This is a genomic window from Brevibacterium antiquum CNRZ 918 (assembly GCF_900169145.1).
GTDB classification, from domain to species: Bacteria; Actinomycetota; Actinomycetes; order Actinomycetales; family Brevibacteriaceae; genus Brevibacterium; species Brevibacterium koreense.
In genome coordinates, this window is the sequence record NZ_FXZD01000008.1 from 169761 (window position 1) to 190134 (window position 20374).

23 protein-coding genes are annotated in these 20374 nt (G+C 63.6%); 9 read left to right on the forward strand and 14 right to left on the reverse strand.

Translation table 11 applies throughout. The annotated features are described in order from the left end of the window. Window positions 1–219: 219 nt before the first annotated feature. The 6 genes from pheA to BANT918_RS12765 all read right to left on the reverse strand — a co-directional run bounded on the left by pheA (window position 220) and on the right by BANT918_RS12765 (window position 6969). The gene (pheA, locus tag BANT918_RS12740; RefSeq protein WP_101620598.1) at window positions 220–1158 is read right to left on the reverse strand and encodes a prephenate dehydratase; all 939 of its coding nucleotides are present in this window, start codon (window positions 1156–1158) and stop codon (window positions 220–222) included. Next, on the reverse strand, window positions 1155–1970 hold the full coding sequence (locus BANT918_RS12745) for a glycosyltransferase family 2 protein (protein ID WP_101620599.1): 816 nt from the start codon (window positions 1968–1970) through the stop codon (window positions 1155–1157). The genes pheA and BANT918_RS12745 overlap by 4 nt, the downstream gene beginning before the upstream one ends. Window positions 1971–2045: 75 nt before the next feature. Next, complete coding sequence (locus tag BANT918_RS12750; RefSeq protein ID WP_101620600.1) at window positions 2046–2924, reverse strand: DUF5926 family protein; 879 nt, start codon at window positions 2922–2924, stop codon at window positions 2046–2048. Between the two features lie 57 nt (window positions 2925–2981). After that, window positions 2982–3899, reverse strand: coding sequence for a GTP pyrophosphokinase (locus tag BANT918_RS12755; protein WP_101620601.1), 918 nt, complete (start codon window positions 3897–3899; stop codon window positions 2982–2984). A 121-nt stretch (window positions 3900–4020) separates the two neighbouring features. Beyond that, window positions 4021–5868 carry a response regulator transcription factor gene (locus tag BANT918_RS12760; RefSeq protein ID WP_101620602.1) on the reverse strand — a complete coding sequence of 616 codons (1848 nt, stop codon included), beginning with the start codon at window positions 5866–5868 and terminating at the stop codon, window positions 4021–4023. Between the two features lie 309 nt (window positions 5869–6177). Next, window positions 6178–6969 carry an exodeoxyribonuclease III gene (locus BANT918_RS12765; RefSeq protein WP_101620603.1) on the reverse strand — a complete coding sequence of 264 codons (792 nt, stop codon included), beginning with the start codon at window positions 6967–6969 and terminating at the stop codon, window positions 6178–6180. A gap of 152 nt (window positions 6970–7121) precedes the next feature. On the opposite strand from BANT918_RS12765, the gene BANT918_RS12770 reads away from it, so the two are divergent. Together BANT918_RS12770 and BANT918_RS12775 are read left to right on the forward strand one after the other, a co-directional pair. Further along, complete coding sequence (locus BANT918_RS12770) at window positions 7122–7946, forward strand: thioesterase family protein (RefSeq protein WP_101620604.1); 825 nt, start codon at window positions 7122–7124, stop codon at window positions 7944–7946. Then, on the forward strand, window positions 7943–8716 hold the full coding sequence (locus BANT918_RS12775) for an SDR family NAD(P)-dependent oxidoreductase (protein WP_101620605.1): 774 nt from the start codon (window positions 7943–7945) through the stop codon (window positions 8714–8716). Before BANT918_RS12770 ends, BANT918_RS12775 begins: the two co-directional genes overlap by 4 nt. A 328-nt stretch (window positions 8717–9044) precedes the next feature. Here the strand turns inward: BANT918_RS12775 and BANT918_RS12780 are convergent, their stop codons facing one another. The 5 genes from BANT918_RS12780 to BANT918_RS12800 are packed head-to-tail and all read right to left on the reverse strand — an operon-like array spanning window position 9045 to window position 11238. Continuing rightward, complete coding sequence (locus BANT918_RS12780; protein WP_101620606.1) at window positions 9045–9629, reverse strand: alkaline shock response membrane anchor protein AmaP; 585 nt, start codon at window positions 9627–9629, stop codon at window positions 9045–9047. Window positions 9630–9634: 5 nt separating this feature from the next. Next, window positions 9635–10204, reverse strand: coding sequence for a DUF6286 domain-containing protein (locus BANT918_RS12785; RefSeq protein ID WP_101620607.1), 570 nt, complete (start codon window positions 10202–10204; stop codon window positions 9635–9637). After that, window positions 10201–10569, reverse strand: coding sequence for an Asp23/Gls24 family envelope stress response protein (locus BANT918_RS12790; RefSeq protein WP_101620608.1), 369 nt, complete (start codon window positions 10567–10569; stop codon window positions 10201–10203). The genes BANT918_RS12785 and BANT918_RS12790 overlap by 4 nt, the downstream gene beginning before the upstream one ends. 4 nt (window positions 10570–10573) lie before the next feature. After that, window positions 10574–10756 carry a hypothetical protein gene (locus tag BANT918_RS12795; protein ID WP_101620609.1) on the reverse strand — a complete coding sequence of 61 codons (183 nt, stop codon included), beginning with the start codon at window positions 10754–10756 and terminating at the stop codon, window positions 10574–10576. 14 nt (window positions 10757–10770) lie between these two features. Then, window positions 10771–11238, reverse strand: coding sequence for an Asp23/Gls24 family envelope stress response protein (locus BANT918_RS12800; RefSeq protein ID WP_101620610.1), 468 nt, complete (start codon window positions 11236–11238; stop codon window positions 10771–10773). A gap of 162 nt (window positions 11239–11400) precedes the next feature. Here BANT918_RS12800 and BANT918_RS12805 point away from each other — a divergent pair, with 162 nt between their 5' ends. Genes BANT918_RS12805 through BANT918_RS12815 form a run of 3 tightly spaced genes read left to right on the forward strand, consistent with a single transcriptional unit; the run spans window position 11401 to window position 12825 of the window. After that, complete coding sequence (locus BANT918_RS12805; RefSeq protein WP_101620633.1) at window positions 11401–11964, forward strand: RNA polymerase sigma factor; 564 nt, start codon at window positions 11401–11403, stop codon at window positions 11962–11964. Further along, window positions 11961–12455 (forward strand): hypothetical protein, encoded by a 495-nt coding sequence (locus BANT918_RS12810; RefSeq protein WP_101620634.1) that lies wholly within the window; start codon window positions 11961–11963, stop codon window positions 12453–12455. Before BANT918_RS12805 ends, BANT918_RS12810 begins: the two co-directional genes overlap by 4 nt. Beyond that, complete coding sequence (locus BANT918_RS12815; protein WP_101620611.1) at window positions 12448–12825, forward strand: hypothetical protein; 378 nt, start codon at window positions 12448–12450, stop codon at window positions 12823–12825. Before BANT918_RS12810 ends, BANT918_RS12815 begins: the two co-directional genes overlap by 8 nt. A 129-nt stretch (window positions 12826–12954) precedes the next feature. On the opposite strand, the gene BANT918_RS12820 is transcribed toward BANT918_RS12815, so the two are convergent. Then, a complete protein-coding gene (locus BANT918_RS12820; RefSeq protein WP_101620612.1) occupies window positions 12955–13233 on the reverse strand; it encodes a GlsB/YeaQ/YmgE family stress response membrane protein in 279 nt (92 codons plus the stop codon). A gap of 338 nt (window positions 13234–13571) precedes the next feature. Between BANT918_RS12820 and pyrE the strand changes: the two genes are divergently transcribed. From pyrE to BANT918_RS12840, 4 genes are all read left to right on the forward strand, one after another. Next, window positions 13572–14138, forward strand: coding sequence for an orotate phosphoribosyltransferase (gene pyrE, locus BANT918_RS12825; RefSeq protein ID WP_101620613.1), 567 nt, complete (start codon window positions 13572–13574; stop codon window positions 14136–14138). 167 nt (window positions 14139–14305) lie between these two features. Then, the gene (locus BANT918_RS12830) at window positions 14306–15187 is read left to right on the forward strand and encodes an ABC transporter ATP-binding protein (protein ID WP_101620614.1); all 882 of its coding nucleotides are present in this window, start codon (window positions 14306–14308) and stop codon (window positions 15185–15187) included. After that, the gene (locus BANT918_RS12835; RefSeq protein WP_101620615.1) at window positions 15187–16692 is read left to right on the forward strand and encodes an ABC transporter permease; all 1506 of its coding nucleotides are present in this window, start codon (window positions 15187–15189) and stop codon (window positions 16690–16692) included. Before BANT918_RS12830 ends, BANT918_RS12835 begins: the two co-directional genes overlap by 1 nt. After that, the gene (locus tag BANT918_RS12840; RefSeq protein ID WP_101620616.1) at window positions 16689–17318 is read left to right on the forward strand and encodes a TrmH family RNA methyltransferase; all 630 of its coding nucleotides are present in this window, start codon (window positions 16689–16691) and stop codon (window positions 17316–17318) included. Before BANT918_RS12835 ends, BANT918_RS12840 begins: the two co-directional genes overlap by 4 nt. Before the next feature lie 393 nt (window positions 17319–17711). Here the strand turns inward: BANT918_RS12840 and BANT918_RS12845 are convergent, their stop codons facing one another. Both BANT918_RS12845 and BANT918_RS12850 read right to left on the reverse strand, forming a co-directional pair. Then, a complete protein-coding gene (locus BANT918_RS12845; RefSeq protein ID WP_101620617.1) occupies window positions 17712–18860 on the reverse strand; it encodes an acyl-CoA dehydrogenase family protein in 1149 nt (382 codons plus the stop codon). Window positions 18861–18899: 39 nt separating this feature from the next. Continuing rightward, window positions 18900–20093 (reverse strand): acyl-CoA dehydrogenase family protein, encoded by a 1194-nt coding sequence (locus BANT918_RS12850; protein WP_101620618.1) that lies wholly within the window; start codon window positions 20091–20093, stop codon window positions 18900–18902. Between the last annotated feature and the right edge of the window lie 281 nt (window positions 20094–20374).

The window sequence follows — 20374 nt, forward strand, 5'->3', positions numbered from 1 at the left end:
ACCGTTCGTTCCCAGACAACGACCGTCACAGGGAACTGACGTCCACACAGCGGCCATCAATGTGGACTCGCGTTCGATGGTGGCAGGAATATCGAACGCGAGTCCACATTCACGGCGGGTAGGCGGTCCGGGTAGGTGGTCCGGGTAGGCGGTCCGGTCAGGCAGCCAACGCGTGCGGGTGAACTCAGACGCACTTGGCGAGCTCGAACGGGCCGCGACTCAGCCGTTCAGCGTCGAATCAAGCCAGTCAGCGGCGGCAGTGAAGGAGTCGTCCGTCGTCGTCGGGTCGAGGGGCGCCGTGGTCTTTGATGCACTGGGATAGCTGCCGAGGAACCTCAGGCTTCGGGTCACTCGGTGGACTCCCTGCAGAGCATCAGCCATTCTCGCCTCGTGCACATGGCCCAGCAGGTCGATCGAGAACTGGTAGAGCCCGAGCCCGTCACCGGTGGGCCGAGATTCGATGCGTGACATGTTCACACCACGAGTGGCGAACTGCTCGAGCATATCCAGCAGCGCACCGGCGCGGTCGGAGCGCAGTGAGGCCACGACTGTTGTCTTATCGGATCCCGTCGGCGCGGGAATGGCACCGGGACGAGTGACGACGACGAAGCGGGTCTCGGCGTCCTGGCGTTCTCCGATGTCATCGGCGAGGACCTCGAGGCCATAGCGCTCGGCTGCCAGCGCGGGGCACACGGCTGCCACGTGGTCGGCGGCGTCGTTGGCCAGGTCCCGTGCGGCCGCGGCCGTCGAGGAGGTCGGGAGGTAGACGGCATCGGGGAAGTTCGCGGACATGAACGTGCGCACCTGTGCCTCCCCGTGCGGGTGGGAACCGAATGAGGTCAGCGTGCTCGGGTCCGTTCCCGGCTTCACCGCCAGGACGAAGCGCACGGGCACGACCACCTCGGCGACGATCTGGAGCTGACCGTGATCGGTCAGGGCGTCGATGGTGGCGGGAACACCGCCCTCGATGGAGTTCTCAATCGGGACGACCGCCGCCAGACAGTCGCCGTCGAGGACGGAGTCCAGGGCCGCGGCTGCGTTGCGCATCGGCTGGGTTGAAGCACGCGAGCGCAAGCCGTGGGAGTCCAGATACTGCAGAAGTGCTGCCTCGGTGAATGTGGCTTCAGGGCCCAAGTAGGCGTAGCGATCGGCGCTCACTTCGACGACTCCTTCTGGGCGCGCAGCCTCTTGTCGCGCAGCTTCTTTGCATGGAGGCGGCGCGTGACAATGGCACGCGCGACGTCGCGGTACTGGGCCGCGCGGTGCATCTGTGCCTTGAGATTCTTGCCCGTGACACGATGGTGCAGCTCGCATTCGACCTCTTCGACACGCAGCCCGGCATTGACGACGTCGATCGTCATGGCCGTCTCGACACCCCAGCCGGCGGCGAAGGGCAGCGCTGCGTCGAAGGCCTCACGGCTCAGGCAGCGCATTCCCGACAGGGGCTGGGTCGCTTCGAATCCGCTGAGTTCGGCGATGCCCTTCTTCGCGAGTCCGACGACGAAACCGAATCCGCCGCCCTTGCGTTTCTGCGCGGGCAGGACCGCAATCGTCATATCGGCCTCCCCGGCGAGGACAGGTGCGGCGAGCGGGGCCGTGTTGAGTGCTGAATCCTCCAGGTCGCCGTCGATGAAGAGGAGGGCGCGATGGTCCGGGACCTGGTCGGGATCCGCATCGGAGATCTCACGATTGCGGATCGCGAACGCGCCGGTCATCATGGCCGCAGCCTTGCCCTTGTTCTTGCGGTGGGTGACCACCTCGGCGCCGGCCCTGCGAGCTAGGGCGCCGGTGTCATCGGAGGAACCGTCATCGACGACCATGATGATGTCGACACCGGGAATCTGCTTGGTGCTTCTCACAGTCGCAGCGATCCGATCGGCTTCGTTCATCGCGGGGATGACCGCAGCGATCGCGCGCGGAGCAGTCGCGGGGGAGGCATCAGGGTGTGCGGGATTCGACTGTTCGGGCATGGAAACTCTTCTCCTGTCCGCCGTCACCACCGGCGAAGTCGCATCGTGACTCGCCGGTGGCCGTGGCGACGGAACTCAGTGGATGGTCAGCTGGCGAGCAATGATGCCCGAGCGTGCACGGCGTGCTTCGGTGGTCAGAGACTCGCCGGAGTTCAGAGCCGCGTCAAGGCGCTTGCCGAACTCGGCGATGGGCTCCTCGATGTCATCGACCTGCGTGCCGAACTCGAGTTCCCAGACGGGCACGACGATGCCGTGCGCGCGGAAGTATCCCAGGAATGTTCCCGGGCCACCGAGGTCGTTGAGGCCCTCGACCTGCAGGCTCGCGAGAGCGTCGACGATCGAATCCTCGCCCTCGGGACGAGCCCAGCGAACGTAGGTGCGCCCGGACATCTCGGTCCAGTAGGCGGACTTCACCGAGGCGATCTTCTCCGTGGGAGAGATGGAGTCGTTGGCCTGTTCGAGGGCTGCTGCGACGTCGGAGTCGGTCTCGGCTTCTGGCAGCTTCCAGTATTCGAAGGTCTCGAGCACGCGGATGTCGAACGGGTGGTCGGTGTCGAGGATGTCCTGGAGACGCGGGCCCTGACCGGGTTCGGTGGTTGCCTCGATCGTGGTCCCAGGCGCAGCCTCGACGGCGGCGAGGATGCCGTGAGCGACATCGCGGGAGGCATCGGTGGAGGACACCGGGACCTGCATGCCGGCCAGGATCTGGCCGTCCTCACGGTGCCAGGCCTGCCATGCGGCGGGCAGCAGAGAGGTGACGGTGATCTCCTGACCACCGAACTCCTCCTTCAGCTTCGCCGAGGCGGTCGCCGCCGGCACCAGCTCCCGCAGGCAGATGAGGTCCGCCTCGAACGGCAGGCCCTCGAACGGACGCGCAACGAAGGCCGTGGCCTGTGCACGTGCCAAACGCTTGGCAATGAGTTCTTCCTTGGAACGCTTCGACTTCTTACCCATGGAAAACAAGTCTAGTCGGTCTGGCGACTGAGGACGCATCCCGTTCGCCGAGGCGAATCAGCGTTGCACAGCGACCGGGATGAAGTAGCGGGTGGTGTTCGACTCATCCATCGTCACCTGCAGTTTGTCACCCCGGTTCGGGAAGGCCGATCTCTCGGGATTCTGCGGCGTGAGTCCCAGGTTCTCCAAGCGGATGATCCCGTGCCGACCGACCTCGTCGGCGGCGAGGACATAGGAATGATTGAGCTCGCGGATGGTGACCTCCATCGACGGGACCTCAGCTGTGGCCTCGACGTTCGTGACCGTCCGGGGCGGTGAGGCGTTCCCCATTCCCAGATAGGCACCGACATCGTCGGCGATATAACCGGCAACCACATCGGCCTGGGCCAGAAGCCCGGAGAGGACGACGGAGAGCCGCTCCTGCTGGGCATCTGATTTCAATGCCTGACCGGGTTTGAACAGATGTTCCTCGGCGAGCACGCACCACGCATCCTGCATGACTGTGCGCAGCTGCAGTTCAACGAGCACCGACGGCTCGGCGTCGAAGGGAACTTCGATGATGAGATGGCGCCCACGGTAACCGGAGGGTTTGGACTGGGAGGAATAGTCTCGCACCTCGGCGACGGAGAGGTTCGATTCGTCATTGCTGTCGGTGAGGAGGTCCCACAGTGCAGTCTGCTCACGCTCGGTGCGGCATACAGCACGGGCACCGACGACATCGATGACCTGGTTCTCGACCTCGACGGCCTCATGGATCTCGTCATTGGCATCGGCGAGCTTCCGGCGCAGCTTCTCCCCGGCCCGAAGCCGGTCTTTGATGCGTCCGCTGCCGACGGTGACTCTCTCGCCCGACAACAGCGCGGAACCCGAGCACGCGGCCTCGACCCAATCGTTGACCGTCTCCAGGGCGGCCCTCCACGTCGACTCGCGCCTCTCGTAGGCTTCGTCGACCAGTTCGCGGACTGTTGCTGACATCCTCGTCACCTTCCTAGCTCCTGTTTCAACTTCACCAGAAGACGAGGTGGATGTCCATGCTTTCTTCGTGGAGCTTTGCTCGCGAGTGACGCGCGCTCTCCTCCTGGAGGCTGCTCAGGGGTCAGCCAACGGAGGGAAGATACCCGTATTCGTAGCCGCGAGCCAGTGCATCCCGGCGATTGCGGACGCCGAGGTGCGCATAGAGGTTCGACAGTTTGTTCTTGACCGTTCCTTCGACGAGGCTCAGCTCAGCCGCGATCGCGGACACCGATGATTGGGCGTCCAACAGTGCCAGGAGCTGCCTCTGCGATGGGCTGAGCAGGGTATGACCGGCGCGAATCCGGAGTGTCTCCCCGAGACTTCGCAGCCTCTGACGAAGCTGCTCGGCGGAACCGGGACCTCCGGGCCAGCCGATGGAACCGTCGGCGAAGTGCGCGTCATCGACATGGGGCTCGTCAACGGAGCCAGGTTCGTTCGCGAAGACCGGAGCGATCAGATTCCACTCGGCAGCGCTGGAACTGCGCTGGATCAACTGATCGCGCAGGGACTTGGGAACCAGCGCCACAGGGATGAGACTGGCAGTCATCCGGCAGTACTCGAGGGCGTCGACGAACGCGGAATCCGACTCGACAAGTTCTCCCATACCCAACAGGCTGGCGGCTTCAATCGTCCGTGCAGTGGCTTTGGCATGCGGATCGAGTGACTTCTGAGACAGAATTCTGTTCGCCAGCTGCGCCGCGGTCCTATGTTCTCCGATGGTCAGATGGAGCTGGGCTCTGGCCGTGAGGTCGCCGACGAACATGGTGGTGATCCCACATTCGAGGTGGAATCGTGCTTCGCAGAGCCGGCTGGGAGCTGACTGGAAGTTCCGGCTGTCGCTGATGAGTTCCTGGGCCGATCGGGCCACCTGAAGCCCCTGGCCCGACTGGCCGAGCAGCTTCTGGCGCCGCATCGTTGCGATGGCCATGATCATGATGTCATCGACGGTGAAGTCGCCGTCCTTGATCCGATCCATCTGCGAGTCGAGCGTCGGGACTGCGGCATGTTCGAAGTTGACCTCGTTGAGAACGGTCAGGGCATCGCTGACTCCGAGGCGCCGTCTGACCTCGTCGGCCTGCAGACAGTCGCCCATGGCTTCGGCCAGCACTGCCGATTTCTGTCCTTGGGCCTCGGGGATTTTCGAGTACGCCTCGATCGCCGCGTCGAAATGATCGAACATGAGGCCATGGCCCCGGCTTGCCCAGAGATCTGTCATTGTGCTCCAGTCTCCGGCATCCGCGACCTGCAGGAGAGCCTCGTCGAAGCCCTCGGTGTGATAGGCGGCCGGGGCCTTCAGCCACTCGGCGGCTATCGCACCCAGCGCGCGTCGGGACCGTGATTCACTGTGTCGATCTCTGGCGTCGTAGAGCCGTCGCAAGATCGTTCTCATAACCGGCGCAATCGTGTGATGGCCGGTGCGGTCCAGAGAGGGGAGCAGCACACCATCTTCGATCAGATGCGCTGAGAGGTCAGCGATGTCGAATGGAACAGAGCCTTCATGAACAGCTGGAACGGGGAACGAACCCAGGTAGGGCATGGCGCCGGCGGCGATTGCGAGTGTGTCGGCGTTGATGTCGCGCATGAATGACAGCAGATGGGCAAGCCTCAGTTCGGGGCTGTCCGGCGCCTGGCATCTGATCTGAGTCCGAACGTCTGCGGAGGGGAGATCCGAGTAGTGGTCGGCATCGACTGTCGAGGGGTCACGTCCCATTGAGTCGGCGCCCTGCAGAACGGCCTGGCCTGCCAGGAGGTGGCCAGACGTCTGCCGGAACAGACTCTTCCATACGGGGACGGGCAGCTCGGGTGCGAAGTCGGCGAGGCGAGTCGGGAAAGAGTGGGCTGTCGTCGTGCGCTCGCCGGGAAAGACGCCGGTGTCGGGCAAGGAGGGCGTCGGAGGGACGGGAACACCCTGGTCAGTGCAATCATGCATAGTGGGGACGTTTGGATGCGGGGATGCGGGGAACGCGATATGGGACTAAGGGGATAAGGGGACTATCTGCCACGGAGTAATGTATCTGCTCTCTGTGAGCGAATCCTGGCCGCCAATGTGACGGCTATGTGATTTTCACCCAGCCCGTGGTCAACGATGGCTGTGTGACTTTTCGGGGAGTGAGCAGGGGCTCGATGTTCTTCAGGATCACCTTTGACGTGGTGTTTCGTCAAAACCGATCGACATCGCCGCAGGGGATCGCCGAGGCAGCTGTGGGGTGCGGTCGCAGGCGTGGGGTGAAGCCGCTGCTCACACCTCGTAGTCGACGATGACAGGAGCGTGATCGGACGCCCCCTTGCCCTTGCGCTCCTCGCGGTCGATCTCCGCACCAGTGGCATGGACCGCCAAGGACGGTGAGGCGAGTTCGAAGTCGATGCGCATGCCCTTCTTCTTGGGGAAGGCCAGCCGCTGGTAGTCCCAGAAGGTGTAGACCCCAGGGCCGGGAGTGAACTGCCTGGTGACCTCGCGCAGCCCTGCTCCCAGGAGGGTGTTGAAGGCCTGGCGCTCGGGTTCGGACACGTGGGTGGCTCCGTCGAACTCCTCCATGTCCCAGACGTCTTCATCCAAGGGTGCGACATTGAAGTCGCCGCACAGGACGAGCTTCTTATCAGGAGCATCGCGCAGCTGCGCAGAGATGTCGGCGGTCAGTGCCCGATACCATTCGAGCTTATAGGTGTAGTGCGGATGGTCGAGTTCGCGACCGTTGGGAACATAGAGAGAATATACTCTGACTCCGCCGCAGGTGGCTGACAGGGCACGGGCCTCGACCACGGGCTCTTCGCCGAACGAAGGGATGTCTGCGAAGCCTATCTCGGGGTCCTCAAGACCCACTCGAGAGGCGATTGCCACGCCATTCCACTGATTGAGGCCGTGGAAGCTGACCTCATAGCCCCGGGAGGTGAACAGATCCTTCGGGAACTGTTCGTCCTTGCACTTGAGTTCCTGGATAGTCAGGACGTCGACGTCGGAGCGATCCAGCCAAGCACCGATTCTGTCGTGTCGGGCGCGGATCGAGTTCACATTCCAGCTCGCGATTCTCACCCTCCCACCCTAAGCCGTCCTGCCGGCAGGCCCAAGCTCGACAGCCAGAAGGACCTCGGCACGCAGAAGAAGCCAGCAGGCAGAAGAGCCCAGATGGCGCGCTCGCTGGCCCCGTCGCCTCGGCGCTGATCCGATACCGATAATCTGGGGTCATGCCTGAAGCACTCAACGAACACCTCGGCCACGATGGTGCCCCCTGCCCCGACTCCTACTACGTGCGCACGGCACCGGAGACCTTCGTCTCGACGCTGCACAGTCAGGGAGCGTGGCAGCCGGGCGAGCAGCATCTGGCCCCGGCCGCAGGGCTGGTCTTGGCAGAGATCGAACGCCGACTGCCCTCGGACAAGATGGTCTCGCGGGTCAGCTTCGACATCCTCGGCGTCATCCATTCGGGCGAGTTCACGATCGACGTCAACGTCATCCGACCTGGTCGGACCATCGAACTCATTGAGGCCAGCATGCGCCACGGTGAGCGCACGAGCGTCCACGCCAGGGTCTGGCGCCTGCTTCCCAGCGACACCGCGAGTGTCCTCGGCGACGAGTGGCCGACGCTGCCGGACCCCGATGACGCTCCCGTCACTCCATTCACCGGGCGGTGGGGCGGAGGGTTCATCGCCTCGCTCGACGGCGGCCAGTTCCCAGATGCCCGGCCCGGTTTCGCCCGGTCCTGGATCCGGACCCCGTATTCCCTCGTCGACGGTGAGGACGACCCTGCGACCGCGGCGTTCGTGAAGCTCGTCGACACAGCCAATGGTCTGGCCGTGAGAGAAGACCCGAAGATGACGTTCTTCCCCAACGTCGACCTCACCATCCACCTCACCCGAGTCCCTGAACCCGGTTGGGTCGGCTTCGACACGAAGGTGGCGTTCGGACCCACCGGGGCCGGTGCGACCACCAGCGTCCTCAGCGACGTGAACGGGCCGATCGGCACCGCAGCACAGTCGCTGACGGTGCGTGTGGGCCAAGGCGCGAAGTGACGAGACCGCGCGCACTCATCACCGGTGCCAGCTCAGGGCTGGGACGCGGCTACGCTCTCAGCCTCGCCGCCGATCAGTATGACCTCGTTCTCGTGGCCCGCGATGAGGCCCGTCTACGGGAGCTGGCGACGAGCATCGAAACCGAGAACGGCACCCACGCCGAGGTTGTCGTGGCCGATCTGTCCACCCGATCCGGCATCGACCTCGTCCGCACCGTGATCGAGACCTCGCGGATCGATCTGCTGATCAACAACGCCGGATATGGACTCAAGCATGGTCTGCTTGAGTCAGAGATTTCGGAACTCGAGGACCAGGACATGGTGCTCACCGGAGCGGTGCGCGAACTCTCCCTGGCCGCGGTCAAGGAGATGCGGATCAGGGGCAGGGGCGGCCTGATCAACGTCTCATCCATGGCGGCCCTGACGACGATGGGGCAGTATGCGGCGTCGAAGATGTCGACCCTGGTCTTCACCGAGGCACTCGCCGGTGAGCTGCGCGGTACTCCGGTGACGGTCACCGTCGTACTGCCTGGTTTCATCCGGACCAGTTTCCATGAACGCCTCGGCGTCGAACGACCGGGGCCTGGTTGGATCTGGCTGAGTGTGCAGCGGGTCGTCGCCACATCCCTGCGCGATGCGCGAGCCGGCAAAGTGGTCTCGATCCCTGGGGCGAGCTACGGACTGGCGGCGCGAATCGCTCGCTTCGTTCCCCGCTCGCTGGTGCGCTGGGGGTCGACGGGATTCTCTCTCAGCAGACGAGACGATCACTGAGATTGCAGCAGCGGGATTGCGACCCGTCATATGAAGTTGAGTCTTGAATCATTTTCGGTGAGCCCTGTGACCTGGGCTTCTGTCATGTGCGTCGAGTAGATGACCCGCGCCATCGCGGTTCAGACGGGGGCAGAACAATCTTTACAAGTAGGATCGATGTGTGATCCAATAATGGTGTTCGCCCGGTGGGGATCGGGTGGACACAACGGACGTATGGGGATGCGTCCGGGTACTCGAGGGGAGTGCTGCGAGGGCCCCGGGATGTCGCGATTACGCGGCCCGGGGTCTTTGTCATTCACATCGGGGTACCTTGTGTCTAGTGTCGTTGTCATAGTCCGACACTGCGCTGCCTCCTCTGACGTGACCGGGCGATGCCGATCTCCACGCCCACAGCGGACAGCGGGACGCCAAGCGCCTGACTGCAGTTGCGGGTCACGCGATCGGCGATATCGTTGACGACCGCATCGATGTCCGCGCGCTCATCGACATCGACATGGAGGATGAGCTCGGGACTGCGAGCCGTTCCTCGCAGGATGGCCTGGGCGTCAACGACCGCAGGGGTGAGATCGAGATCGTCGACCACAGCCGCAGCGACGACATTGGCGTTGACTGTGGTCACTCCGGTTCGGGCATCTTCCTGCATGCGCAGGGGTTTGGCGGAATCCTTCCGTGGCACCTGTGCGGCGAGCCAGCGGACGCCGATGACCGCGAGGATCACTGCCAGCACCAGAGCGATGACCGCCGAGAACGGCAGTGCGAAGACGACGGCGACAGACTGCAGCCGGCTCTCGGGGGTCAGCCCGGGAACAAGGGCTGTGGCCAGGCCGAGGCTGATCGAGAGCGCGGCGAGCCCGACCACGAGGCAGAGCAGACCGGCGATGATGAGACCGGTCCTGTTGGCCCCTGCCGCCATGCGTCTCACGCCTGCCTCCTCAGTGTGCGCACCTTGACTGTCGGCGTGCGGTCGAATGCGATCTGGCTGAAACGCTGTGCGACAGCGGCATCGACATCTGTGCGGATCTGGTCATTGTCACGCACGGGAGTGGAGAAGGTGACGTTCGTCGACGACGCATTGGACGAGGCGCGCACGCTCGAGACGCCGTCGACGGAGTCTGCGGCGGCAGCAGCCAGGTTCGACAGTGCCGTCGTCGGCAGAACGACCTCGAAGCGTGCGATGTGCTCGGGCGCCTCGGCACGGTAGCCGGCGAAGCGCTTGGCGCCGGGAGAAATTCCCGCGATCGTGAAGATCAGTCCCAGGACCACCAGGACGACTCCAACGGCGATGATCGCCGCGGCGCCCCACTGTGCGGCACCTAAGTCGTTGAATACGGAGAACCCGGACGATAGTGCCGAGTCCCCAGATCCGCCGACGGAAATTGCGGCGATCGCGGCCCAGGCGAGGCCCGCGCCAATGGCCAGGATGAGGATGGCGACGATGACGGCAGGGACGACGCGTGCCGGACGTGCCCGAAACAGGCGTGGACTCATTGCAGGTTCCTCACTGAGTTTCCGGATCCCGAGGGCTGGGGTCTGAGCCATTTGACCGCGACGTCGACCTGGCGCACGCTGACTCCTGTGAGAGCTTCGACATCGGTGCTCAGGCGACGGCGGACCGATTCGGTCGCCTCGGTGATGGGGGAGGGATACGCCAGCCCCAACTGGACCTCGAGGGTGCAGCTGCGACCGGAAAGCCTCACATCCACACTGGGTCGGCTGTCGAGGTCAGCGTTCGACCCGAACCCGAACAGGCCCGACTTCGTGCCGCCGACCCCGGGCAGGCCCTTGAGGATCTGGGAGGCCGTCTTCTCGATGACCCGATCAGCGATCGTGAGGCCACCACGTGATGAAGCCACGATGCTACCTCCGGGTCGTCGAGCGCGAACTGAGCGCGCTGAGATCAAGGCGTCCATCGAGGACGAGGCCGATGACCAGGCCGAATCCGCCGCAGATGGCGACGATGAGGAACGCGAGGAAGCCTCCGAAATACGCAACGATGCCCAGCGTCAGTCCGACGAGCAGCCCGATGAGTGTTTTCGACATGTCTGTCCTTCTTCTCAGTTGAGTTCGACGGTGTCGCCGGTGCTCTGCTGGTCATCGTCGTCACCGGGGAGGTGGACGTCGGTGACTTCGATGTTGACCTCGACGACCTGGAGTCCGGTGCCCTGTTCGACGGCGCGGATGACGTTGCGGCGGATCGCCTCGGCGACGTCGACGATCGAGGTTCCGTACTCCACGACGATGGTGAGGTCGATCGCGGTCTGCTTCTCGCCCTTCTCGACGGAGACTCCGCCGGAGACGTTGGTCTGTGAGCCGGGGATGCGGTCGGTGAGGGTGTCGAAGGCGCGGCGTGCCGCGGTGCCCATGCTGTAGACGCCGGGAACCTCGCGTGCGGCGATGCCGGAGAGCTTGGCGACGACGTTCTCGGCGATCGTGGTGTTGCCCATTTCGGTCACGAGGGGGCTGCGAACCGAATCCTCGGTCTTGGACTGCTGGGAAACGGTGGACTGCTTGTCTCCAGACATTTTTCGTTCCTTATCGTTTCGGTGGTGCTGTCATCACTACAGACGCGAACGGTCAACGATCCTCACGCATGTTCGGCAAAGATTCCTCTTGCGAGTTCACAATGGACATTCCGCTGCGCGGTTTGTGTGCTCTCTGCGACTGTGGTCGCATACGATGTGGAAATGACAAGGCACGATGATCGGTTCGATATCGTCACCCTCGTCGTGCGCGCGAGAGAGGGCGATATCGATGCCTTCGAGGCGTTGGTTGACCGGTATGAGATGACGCTCCTGCGGTTCTGTCTGCGCACCCTCGGTGATCGGCAGGACGCGGAAGACGTTGTCCAGGACACGCTGGTGCAGGCGTGGAAGTCGATGAACACTCTGGCCGAACCGGCCGCTTTCGGCACGTGGATCTACCGACTTGCATCGAACAAGTGCACCGATCTGCTGCGTCGGAGGATGGCCAGGCCCTCGGACGCGCAGGATCCCGACGACATGAGCATCCACGCGGACGGGCGGGCATCGGTGGAGAAGTCCGTAGAAGCGCGCACCGCTCTGCAGCATTTCTCAGACGTTCTCCAGACGCTTTCATCAGAACAGCGGGTAACCTGGGTGCTCCACCAGATGGAGGGCCTCAGCTACGCCGAGGTGGCGATGACTCTGGGCATCAGTGAAGGCAGTGTGCGTGGTCGTATCCACAGAGCCCGAACTGCCATCATGGAGGGGATGGAAGGATGGACATGAATGAGCATGTCGGCTCCGGCGCTGAATCCGACCAGACGAGTGCCGATTCCCATCGGGAGTCAGACGCCCAGCTTCGCGGTGTCATCGACGAATACATGAGCGCGTTCCAACCCGAGCCCGAAGACGCTGTAGGGGTGCGTGAGCGCATCCTTCAGCTGGTCAGAGACGACCTGTACCGGGGGCCCTCGACCAATCTGGCGACCGAGCAGGGGCACCCGTTCTCGATCTCCACCGCCTCGGTGCGGTCGATTGTGCGCAGCGCCGTCGATTCGGTGGACGGGATCCGGGCCCGCAGCGTCGACGTCGAGCCCGCCGGGGACCCGGAGGGAAGTGCGGCGGCGGTGTCGCTGACAGTGGCCATGCGCGCCGGCATCTCCTTCACCTCCACCGCCGAGGTGATCCGAGGATCTGTATCCGCCGCGGTTCTGGCCGAGTTGGGGATCCCCGCGGCCCGGATCGATATCAATGCTGAGGATGTGTACGTTGACTGATCGTGGCGAGGTGAAGGACCTCAACCCTGTGGGCAACGGCAGTGGGGACGAGGCTGTGGAGTCGGCGCGGTTGGCGGACTCTGTGACCTCGATCGCCGGTGTCAGAGCCCTGGCGCCGGGACTGCGTGATCTCGTCGCCACCGCCACGGCGAAGGTGCTGCGGCGGGCCGGTGGTGAACCCGTCGGCGTCGACGTGACCCGAGGTGGCGATGGGGTGAAGGTGCGGATCGACGCCCACCTTGATCGCACCCGATCGGTCGCCGAGGTCGTCGATGAGATCTTCTCCGTCGTCGAGGCCGACATCGCGTGCGGTCCCGTGGAGGCCTGCGGACGACTCGACATCGACCTGCGCGTCGTCAGTCGGGGTTAGTTGCGTCGCCGCCCATCGGCCACAGTGGGTGAGTGAGAAGAGAGCCGGAATCCAGTGCTGGATTCCGGCCCTCTGCGGACTCTGGGCGGGACTCGAGCACTGTCGAGTCCCACCTGAGTCAGCTGATGATCAGGCGGTTTTGCTCTTCTTGCCCATCTTGTTGGTGATGAAGCCCCAGATGAGGAGGACGATCAGCGAGCCGCCGATCGCACACAGCCAGGTGGAGAGTGAGAAGAACTCGGTCATTTCGGCACCGAAGATAGCGCCGCCGATCCAACCGCCCAGCATGGCGCCGATGACGCCGATGATGAGAGTGGCGATCAGGCCACCGCCCTGCTTGCCAGGCAGAATCGCCTTGGCAATGGCACCGGCGATGAGTCCGAGAATCAAATATGCGATGAAACCCATGAGGTTCACATCCCTTCAGAAGTAGCTGATGATCGGGCCTGTCGAGCGGATCTGTCTCCAACGGTAGATCCGATTCTCGTGCAAGGTGGAGTTTCGCCCGATTCTTTATGACATCGGTACAGACGTGGCCCGGGTCGAAACCTCACGAACGGACCCGATTCGAATGCGGTGATCCCCATCACCACCGCGCAGGATGCCAGCCAGAGCACGCGTCAACCTCGGCGAACGGTAGCCCCGGCCAGGGCCGCCGAGGCCCGCGTCAACCTCGGCGAGGGGGCTGCGGGCATGTGTGGCAGCCCTGGTCTGCACACCGGGATGGGCCGTTTAGACTTGAACGCATGACCGATAGCGCAGACACCCGCCGACAGTTGCTCGACCTCATCGACGAACTCGCCGTGGTTCGTGGCAAGGTGACCCTCTCATCAGGCAGGGAAGCTGACTATTATCTTGATCTGCGCAGGGTCACTCTCGATCATCGCTCCGCGCCCCTCATCGGTGATGTGGTGCTCGACCTCCTGGCTGCTGAGGGCCTGCTCGAGAAGGTCGATGCCGTGGGCGGACTCACGATGGGCGCTGACCCGGTCGGAACCGCCGTCATGCACCGCTCCGTCGTTCGCGGCACTCCGGTGGACTCCTTCGTCGTCCGCAAGGAGGCGAAGAAGCACGGGATGTCCCGTCGCGTTGAGGGTCCAGACGTCGAGGGCAGACGGGTCGTTGCTGTCGAGGACACCTCGACCACGGGCGGTTCCGTGCTCACCGCGGTTGAAGCTCTCAAGGAGGCAGGCGCCGAGGTGGTGGCTGTGGCCGTGGTCATGGACCGTGACACGGGGGCCAAGGAACGGGTCGAGGCGGCAGGCGTTCCGTATCTCACGGCGTTGACGACAAGCGATCTTGGGCTTGACTGAGACATTCGTCCGGACTTCACGGGCGGATCTCCGCCCGTCGGTCACCAGCTGGGACTCGACTGGCAATTCTGTCGAAATCAAGGTCCTGGTTTGAAACATCGTGGTCGATTCAACACGATAGATGAGACACTCCCACAGTACTGCTTCAGGAAAAGTAAGGATGACGCGTGCTCACACTGAAAGAGGTTTCCCTGCGCAAGGGAAAGCGAACTTATCTCGACGAGGTGAGTTTCACTGCGCAGGCAGGTCGGATCACCGCAATCGTCGGAACCCGTTCGGCCGGCCGGACCGAGTTGGTTCGCGTCATCATGGGGCTGATCTCGCCCGATGAGGGCACCGTCAAGCTCGAGGACTTCGAACTCGACTTCGGCGATCGTCAGAACTTCGGATATCTGCCCGCCGAGCGCGGTGGCTATCCGAATATGCGTGTGATCGATCAGATCGTCTACCTGGCGCGTCTGCACGGCATCACCCTCGGCGCTGCCGAGCGCAATGCGCTGAGTCTGCTCTCGCGCCTCGAACTCGCCGATCGCGGCTATGCGCCGCTGAAGAACCTCAGCGGCACGGAGATCGCCCGCGTCGACATCGCAGCCACTCTGGCAGCCGACCCCGACGTCGTCGTTATCGACGACGCCTTCTCCGGGCTCGACTCACAGTCAACCGAACTTGTGATGTCCCTCCTGCGCGCCCACGCTGCCTCCGGGGTGCCCGTCATCCTGGCCACCGACAATTGGGAGGCCGCGCAGGCCTATGCCGATGACGTGGTCGTTCTCAACCAGGGAAAGACCAGCGTGTCCGGCAGCGTGCAGGAGCTGCGCTCGGACGTGAAGTACCGTGTGGAGCTCGCCGACGCCGAGGCAGCCGCCAAGTCATTGGAGAAGCGCGCAGGCATCAGCGACGTTGCGGTCCTCGATTCCGCAGACAACGTCGTCAGCTTCCGGGCCGCCGATGCAGGCTCGGCCGCACAGACCGTGGCAGCACTGAACGGTGTGAAGAGTTTTGAGAGTGTTCGCCCGACATTGGCCGAGCAGTACAAGGAGGCTTTGTGATGGCAGGCAAGGGTGAAGGCCAAGATGGGGACTCCCCGGAGCCGCAGGTGTCGAAGGGCACCGCGGGCGAAGGCATCGATGATCTGAGCATTCCGGTCGGCGATGACGTCACAGCCGACACAGCTGACGCGAGCGATGCGGACGCGGTGGCAGCCGATGACGGACTCGATGAGGTTCCGTTCGAACTTGCCGAGGATGGGCCCTCGGCCGATGAGCTTCCCGAGACGGGGCTGGTCTCCGAGTTCGTCGATGTGAACAAGCGTCAAGCCGCTTGGCTGGTGTCGAACCGAGAGAGTTCGACCGCGCTGCGCAGCCCCTTCTTCCTCGTCACCGGTGCCGTTATCGTGCTCGGAATCGTCGCTGCGATCATCTCCGGTGTTGTCGCGGGATCCGACTCGAAGTCGGGCACCCCGACCATGGCCATGGTCGGTGTGGGTGAGCAGGCTGCCATGTACGAGCAGCAGCTGGGTGTGAAGATCACCGACGTCAAGGACGCTCAATCCGCAGAGAAGCTGGTCAGGGAGGGCAAGGTCGATGCGGCCTTCATCCAGGACCCCAGCGGACAGGCACAGCCGACGATCATCGCTTTGGACGAACAGCCTGAGGCGCTGCTGGAGAAGCTGGCGCCGAAGACTGAGGCCACACTGCTGAACTCACCGGCCGTCGGCGACGAGGTGGCCACCCCGGTGCTGTGGGCCATGGCAGTCTTCGCACTGCTCGTAGTGGCCACACTCGGCACCGCGCTCTATCAGAACCTGCGTCTGGAGAAGCGCAACCGGATCACCGAGATCATCGCCGCCACGATCCCGCCTCGTGCCTCAGCATCGGGTCGGATCACGGGCATGCTCTCCCTGACCGCTGTGCACCTGGTCGTCGCGATCGTCGTGACCGAACTCGGTCTTTCCATCACGGGCAAGACCTCACTGGCATTCGCCATGCTTCCCGGCCTGGGCTGGTTCGCGTTGACACTGCTGTTCACCGCCTGGACCATCTACGCGCTCCTGCTGTGGGCGTCGACCGTGTCCGGCAGCAAGGCGCGCAAGACCTTCGTGTCGATCATCGGAGTTATCACCGTGGCCGGCTTCATTGCTCCCGTCATCGTGGGAGCCACGGGAATGACTGCCAAGGTGCTCTCGTGGACGCCGTTCACCTCGCCGCTGGGAATTGCCGGACGCTTCTTCGGAAGTCCACCCGAATGGTGGCAGGGTCTGGTCGCCGCCGCCATTGCTGCACTGGTGGCACTCATCATCCACTCGTTGGCCAGCAGTGCCTACGTTCGCGCGGTGCTCACCGGCGGCGGACGTGGTGGCAGGACCGTGAAGATGAGCAAGCGTGCGCAGAAGGTCTCCGTCGGCTCAGCCAGCGACAAGAAAGCTGGCTCGAAGGATGCTGCCGCAGAGTCGGACGCGGACTCCGACGACGTGATCGATTCGGACTCCGACGACACCTCGGCGAAGGCCGCGAAGGTTGACGAGTCAGCGGATGAAACCGACGACAAGAAGTGACTGAAGACGGCACGCCACAGGTGGGGGTCGGTCCGTGGACCGGCCCCTGGCCTGTGTCTGAGCACTTTGACCCCGAGCTGCTGGCTGAGGGTGACCGCCGCAATGTCGTCGACAGATATCGCTACTGGAAGCTTGACGCGATCGTCGCCGATCTCGACACGACGCGGCACGAATTCCACGTCGGTGTGGAGAACTGGCAGCACGACCTCAACATCGGTTCGGTGGTCAGGACGGCCAACGCCTTCAACGCCGCCGCGGTGCACATCGTGGGCAGAAGGCGATGGAATCGGCGCGGGGCGATGGTCACCGACCGGTACCAGCACATCATCCACCACCCGAGCATCGACGACCTCCTGCAGTGGTGCACCGACAACGACGTACCGCTGATCGGAATCGACAATTTTCCGGATTCGGTGCCGTTGGAGACCTATGACCTTCCACGACGCAGCCTGCTGCTGTTCGGGCAGGAAGGGCCGGGCCTGAGCGAGGAAGCGCACCAGGCGAGCACGGCAGTGCTCTCGATCGCACAATACGGTTCAACGAGGTCCATGAACGCGGCAGCCGCAGCGGCGATCACCATGCACTCCTGGGTTCGCCGCCATGTCTACGACCAACCGGTGGCCTGAGCGGGCTCGAGCTCTCCGCAGTCCAACGCGCAGTATCTGCGGTCCAACGCACAGCCTCTGCAGTCGATCTGGCAGCCGGTACCCGGTCACCCGTGGTCGATAACCTCCAACTGTTGGTTTGTTGTGGTCGATCACCGGGTGTTGCAACGACAGCTTGAAACCGCCCTCCGGAATCGACCACAACATGCCAACCGTTCTGCTTTTTGCGCAGCGGCGGCCGACTAGAGCACAGACGAAGGGCGGTCCGTGTCGGCTCCAGTGATGGAAATGACACGGACCGCCCTTCGCCTGTGCGACTGGCTCTATTTCGTTCGGCTGCCTCGGCTGGGGCTCGCGGCCGGCTTCACCCGGGGTTGTTCACAGCTGGCTCCATCCGAGATCGGCTGCAGAGCCTCAGCTGAGGTCGGCAGCGTGTGGCTCGATGAGCCCACCGATCTCTGCCAGCTCGGCAGTCAGCGAATCAGCATCGTCGAAGGTGCGTGAGATGACGGTCAGCCGCTTCGCGTAGTGGCCGATCGGATACTCCATCGTCATGCCGATGCCGCCGTGCATCTGAATCGACTCCTGGCTGATGGTGCGAGCCGACTGATCGATGATGATCTTGGCAGCGATGACATCACGGTGGCGGTCCTTTTCGGAGCCGGCTTCCTCGTTGGTGACCGCAAGACGGGAGAACAGTGCCATGCTGCGCGCATACTCGAGGTCCGCGTAGAGGTCGGCCGCACGGTGTTGAAGGGCCTGGTTCGTGCCGATCGGGGCACCGAACTGCTCACGCGTCTTGAGGTACTCGGCTGTCATCGTCAGCGAGGCTTCCATCACGCCGACTGCTTCGGCCATGATCGCAGCGTTTGCTGTGTCGAACACTTCGGCGACGACAGCATGCGCGTCGGCGGCACCGAGGCGCTGGGCCGGTGCATTGTCGAACTTCACGCTGGCGCTTCCCTGTCCGTCGGCCTGACGGTGAGCGACACGGCTGACTCCGGACGCCGAGGCGGCGACCAGGAACAGTCCCAGATCGCCGTTCTCTGAGGCGGTGACGATGAACTGGGCGGCGACGTCGCCGCCGAGCACGCCGTTCTTCTCACCACTGATCGTGAAGGAACCGTCAGCTCCTGCAGCGGCCGTGGTGGAGGGGGTGTCGACCGCGTAGCGCAGGCCGGGCTCGAGGGCCGCGAAGGCAAGGAAGGTCTGGCCTTCGCAGACCGCGGGCAGGATCTCCTGCTTCTGCTCCTCGGTGCCCGCAGCGGCGATCGCATTGGCGCCCAGTACGGCTGTGGCCAGGAACGGTTCGAGCACGAGTGCGCGGCCGAATGCTTCCAGGACCACAGCAACCTCGGCGAAGGTCATTTCTGCGCCGCCGTAGTTCTCGGGGATTGCCAGGCCGAGCAGGCCCATCTCTGCGAACTGCTCCCACTTCTCGCGGGAGATGCCCTCCTCGCTGTGCAGGATGGCTTCGCGGGTCGCGGTGTCATACTCGCTGCGCAGATACTTGTTCAGAGTGCTGGCGAGTTCTTGCTGAATGTCGTTGAGTTCAAGATCCATTGTTGTCCTCTTCTAAAGTGTCCTGGGGTCCTGGGAACCTCAGAGACCAAGCAGTGCTTTCGAGATGATTCCGCGCTGCACCTCGGACGAGCCGCCGTAGATGGTGACCTTGCGGGTGTTGAAGTACGAGGGAAGGGCGTCGACGGCTCCGAGCGGAAGATCGGAGAGGCCCTCGCCCTGGGCGCGGTCGGTGACGAAGTCGAGGCCCTGCGGACCGAGGACGTCGACGAGCAGCTCACTGATGTCTTCCTGCAGCTGTGAGCCCTTGAGCTTGAGCACGGAGGAACGTGGATCCGGCTTGTCCGATCCGGCGGCCTGGGTCGAGAGGATTCGCAGCTGAGTCATTTCGAGAGCGGTGAGCTCGGCTTCGATCCGGGTCAGGCGGGCGGAGAACAGCGGGTCGTCGAGCAGAGTCCCGCGTGCCGTCTTCGTCACCGCGGCGTAAGCCTTGGCGCGAGCCACGTTGACCTTCGAGCCGCCGATGCGGGCGATGCCGGTGCGCTCGTTGCCGAGCAGGAACTTCGCGTAGGTCCATCCCTTGTTCTCTTCGCCGACGAGGTTCTCGACGGGGACCTCGACATTGTCGAAGAACACTTCGTTGACCTCATGGCTGCCGTCGATGAGCTGGATCGGGCGAACCGTGACGCCGGGCGTCTTCATGTCGATGAGCAGGAACGAGATGCCTGCCTGCTTCTTCACGTTCGGGTCGGTGCGGACCAGGTTGAACATCCAGTCGCCGTACTGGCCCAGGGTCGTCCAGGTCTTCTGCCCGTTGACGATGTACTTGTCTCCGTCACGGACTGCTGTGGTCTTCAGTGATGCGAGGTCAGAGCCGGCATCGGGTTCGGAGAAGCCCTGTGACCACCAGATGTCGATATTGGCGGTGGCGGGAAGGAAACGCTCCTTGATCTCCTGGCTGCCGAAGGTCGCGATGACCGGGCCGACCATGGAGACGTTGAAGGGAAGCGGCTGTGGAACGCAGGCCAGCTGCATCTCTTCGAGCCAGATGTGGCGCTGCACTGGAGTCCAGTCCTGGCCACCCCATTCGACGGGCCAGTTCGGTACGGCGTAACCGTGCTGATTGAGGATCCGCTGCGAAGTGACCATGTCCTCTTTGGTCAGCTCCTGGCCGGTGGCGACCTTGAAGCGCAGCTCCTCGGGGATCTCCGTGCGATAGAACTGACGCATCTGCTGCGCGAACTCGCGCTCCTGCGCATTCAGCAAGGTGTCCATGAAAACTCCTGATTGATCGTTCGGTAACTTAGTTCCAATAGTACGTTTCGGTGTTCACGGTCACAAGTGGATCGAAGTTCTTCCTCATCAGTGAGTCGTGCGACGAGGCTGAGCGGCTTGGGCAGGTGCGCGCTAGGCGGCGTGGAGAGTTTTCCGGCTCTTCATAAATAGGGCTGTAGGAGCCTGCCCATTCCTCCGGCATGGAGGAGCGACCGGATGAGATAGTTGCCCCGGTTACGGAATCCCAGCGCGATACCCCGCAGATGCTCCAGCCTGCCGTT

What these genes read in the sequence shown, in the direction of transcription:
- BANT918_RS12805 (WP_101620633.1), top strand. Translation starts at nt 11,401, where the DNA reads ATGACAAGGCACGATGATCGGTTCGATATCGTCACCCTCGTCGTGCGC.
- BANT918_RS12785 (WP_101620607.1), bottom strand. Translation starts at nt 10,204, where the DNA reads ATGAGTCCACGCCTGTTTCGGGCACGTCCGGCACGCGTCGTCCCTGCC.
- BANT918_RS12770 (WP_101620604.1), top strand. Translation starts at nt 7,122, where the DNA reads ATGCCTGAAGCACTCAACGAACACCTCGGCCACGATGGTGCCCCCTGC.
- BANT918_RS12800 (WP_101620610.1), bottom strand. Translation starts at nt 11,238, where the DNA reads ATGTCTGGAGACAAGCAGTCCACCGTTTCCCAGCAGTCCAAGACCGAG.
- BANT918_RS12820 (WP_101620612.1), bottom strand. Translation starts at nt 13,233, where the DNA reads ATGGGTTTCATCGCATATTTGATTCTCGGACTCATCGCCGGTGCCATT.
- BANT918_RS12750 (WP_101620600.1), bottom strand. Translation starts at nt 2,924, where the DNA reads ATGGGTAAGAAGTCGAAGCGTTCCAAGGAAGAACTCATTGCCAAGCGT.
- BANT918_RS12810 (WP_101620634.1), top strand. Translation starts at nt 11,961, where the DNA reads ATGAATGAGCATGTCGGCTCCGGCGCTGAATCCGACCAGACGAGTGCC.
- BANT918_RS12755 (WP_101620601.1), bottom strand. Translation starts at nt 3,899, where the DNA reads ATGTCAGCAACAGTCCGCGAACTGGTCGACGAAGCCTACGAGAGGCGC.
- BANT918_RS12745 (WP_101620599.1), bottom strand. Translation starts at nt 1,970, where the DNA reads ATGCCCGAACAGTCGAATCCCGCACACCCTGATGCCTCCCCCGCGACT.
- BANT918_RS12795 (WP_101620609.1), bottom strand. Translation starts at nt 10,756, where the DNA reads ATGTCGAAAACACTCATCGGGCTGCTCGTCGGACTGACGCTGGGCATC.
- BANT918_RS12845 (WP_101620617.1), bottom strand. Translation starts at nt 18,860, where the DNA reads ATGGATCTTGAACTCAACGACATTCAGCAAGAACTCGCCAGCACTCTG.
- BANT918_RS12850 (WP_101620618.1), bottom strand. Translation starts at nt 20,093, where the DNA reads ATGGACACCTTGCTGAATGCGCAGGAGCGCGAGTTCGCGCAGCAGATG.
- BANT918_RS12835 (WP_101620615.1), top strand. Translation starts at nt 15,187, where the DNA reads ATGGCAGGCAAGGGTGAAGGCCAAGATGGGGACTCCCCGGAGCCGCAG.
- BANT918_RS12760 (WP_101620602.1), bottom strand. Translation starts at nt 5,868, where the DNA reads ATGCATGATTGCACTGACCAGGGTGTTCCCGTCCCTCCGACGCCCTCC.
- pyrE (WP_101620613.1), top strand. Translation starts at nt 13,572, where the DNA reads ATGACCGATAGCGCAGACACCCGCCGACAGTTGCTCGACCTCATCGAC.
- BANT918_RS12780 (WP_101620606.1), bottom strand. Translation starts at nt 9,629, where the DNA reads ATGGCGGCAGGGGCCAACAGGACCGGTCTCATCATCGCCGGTCTGCTC.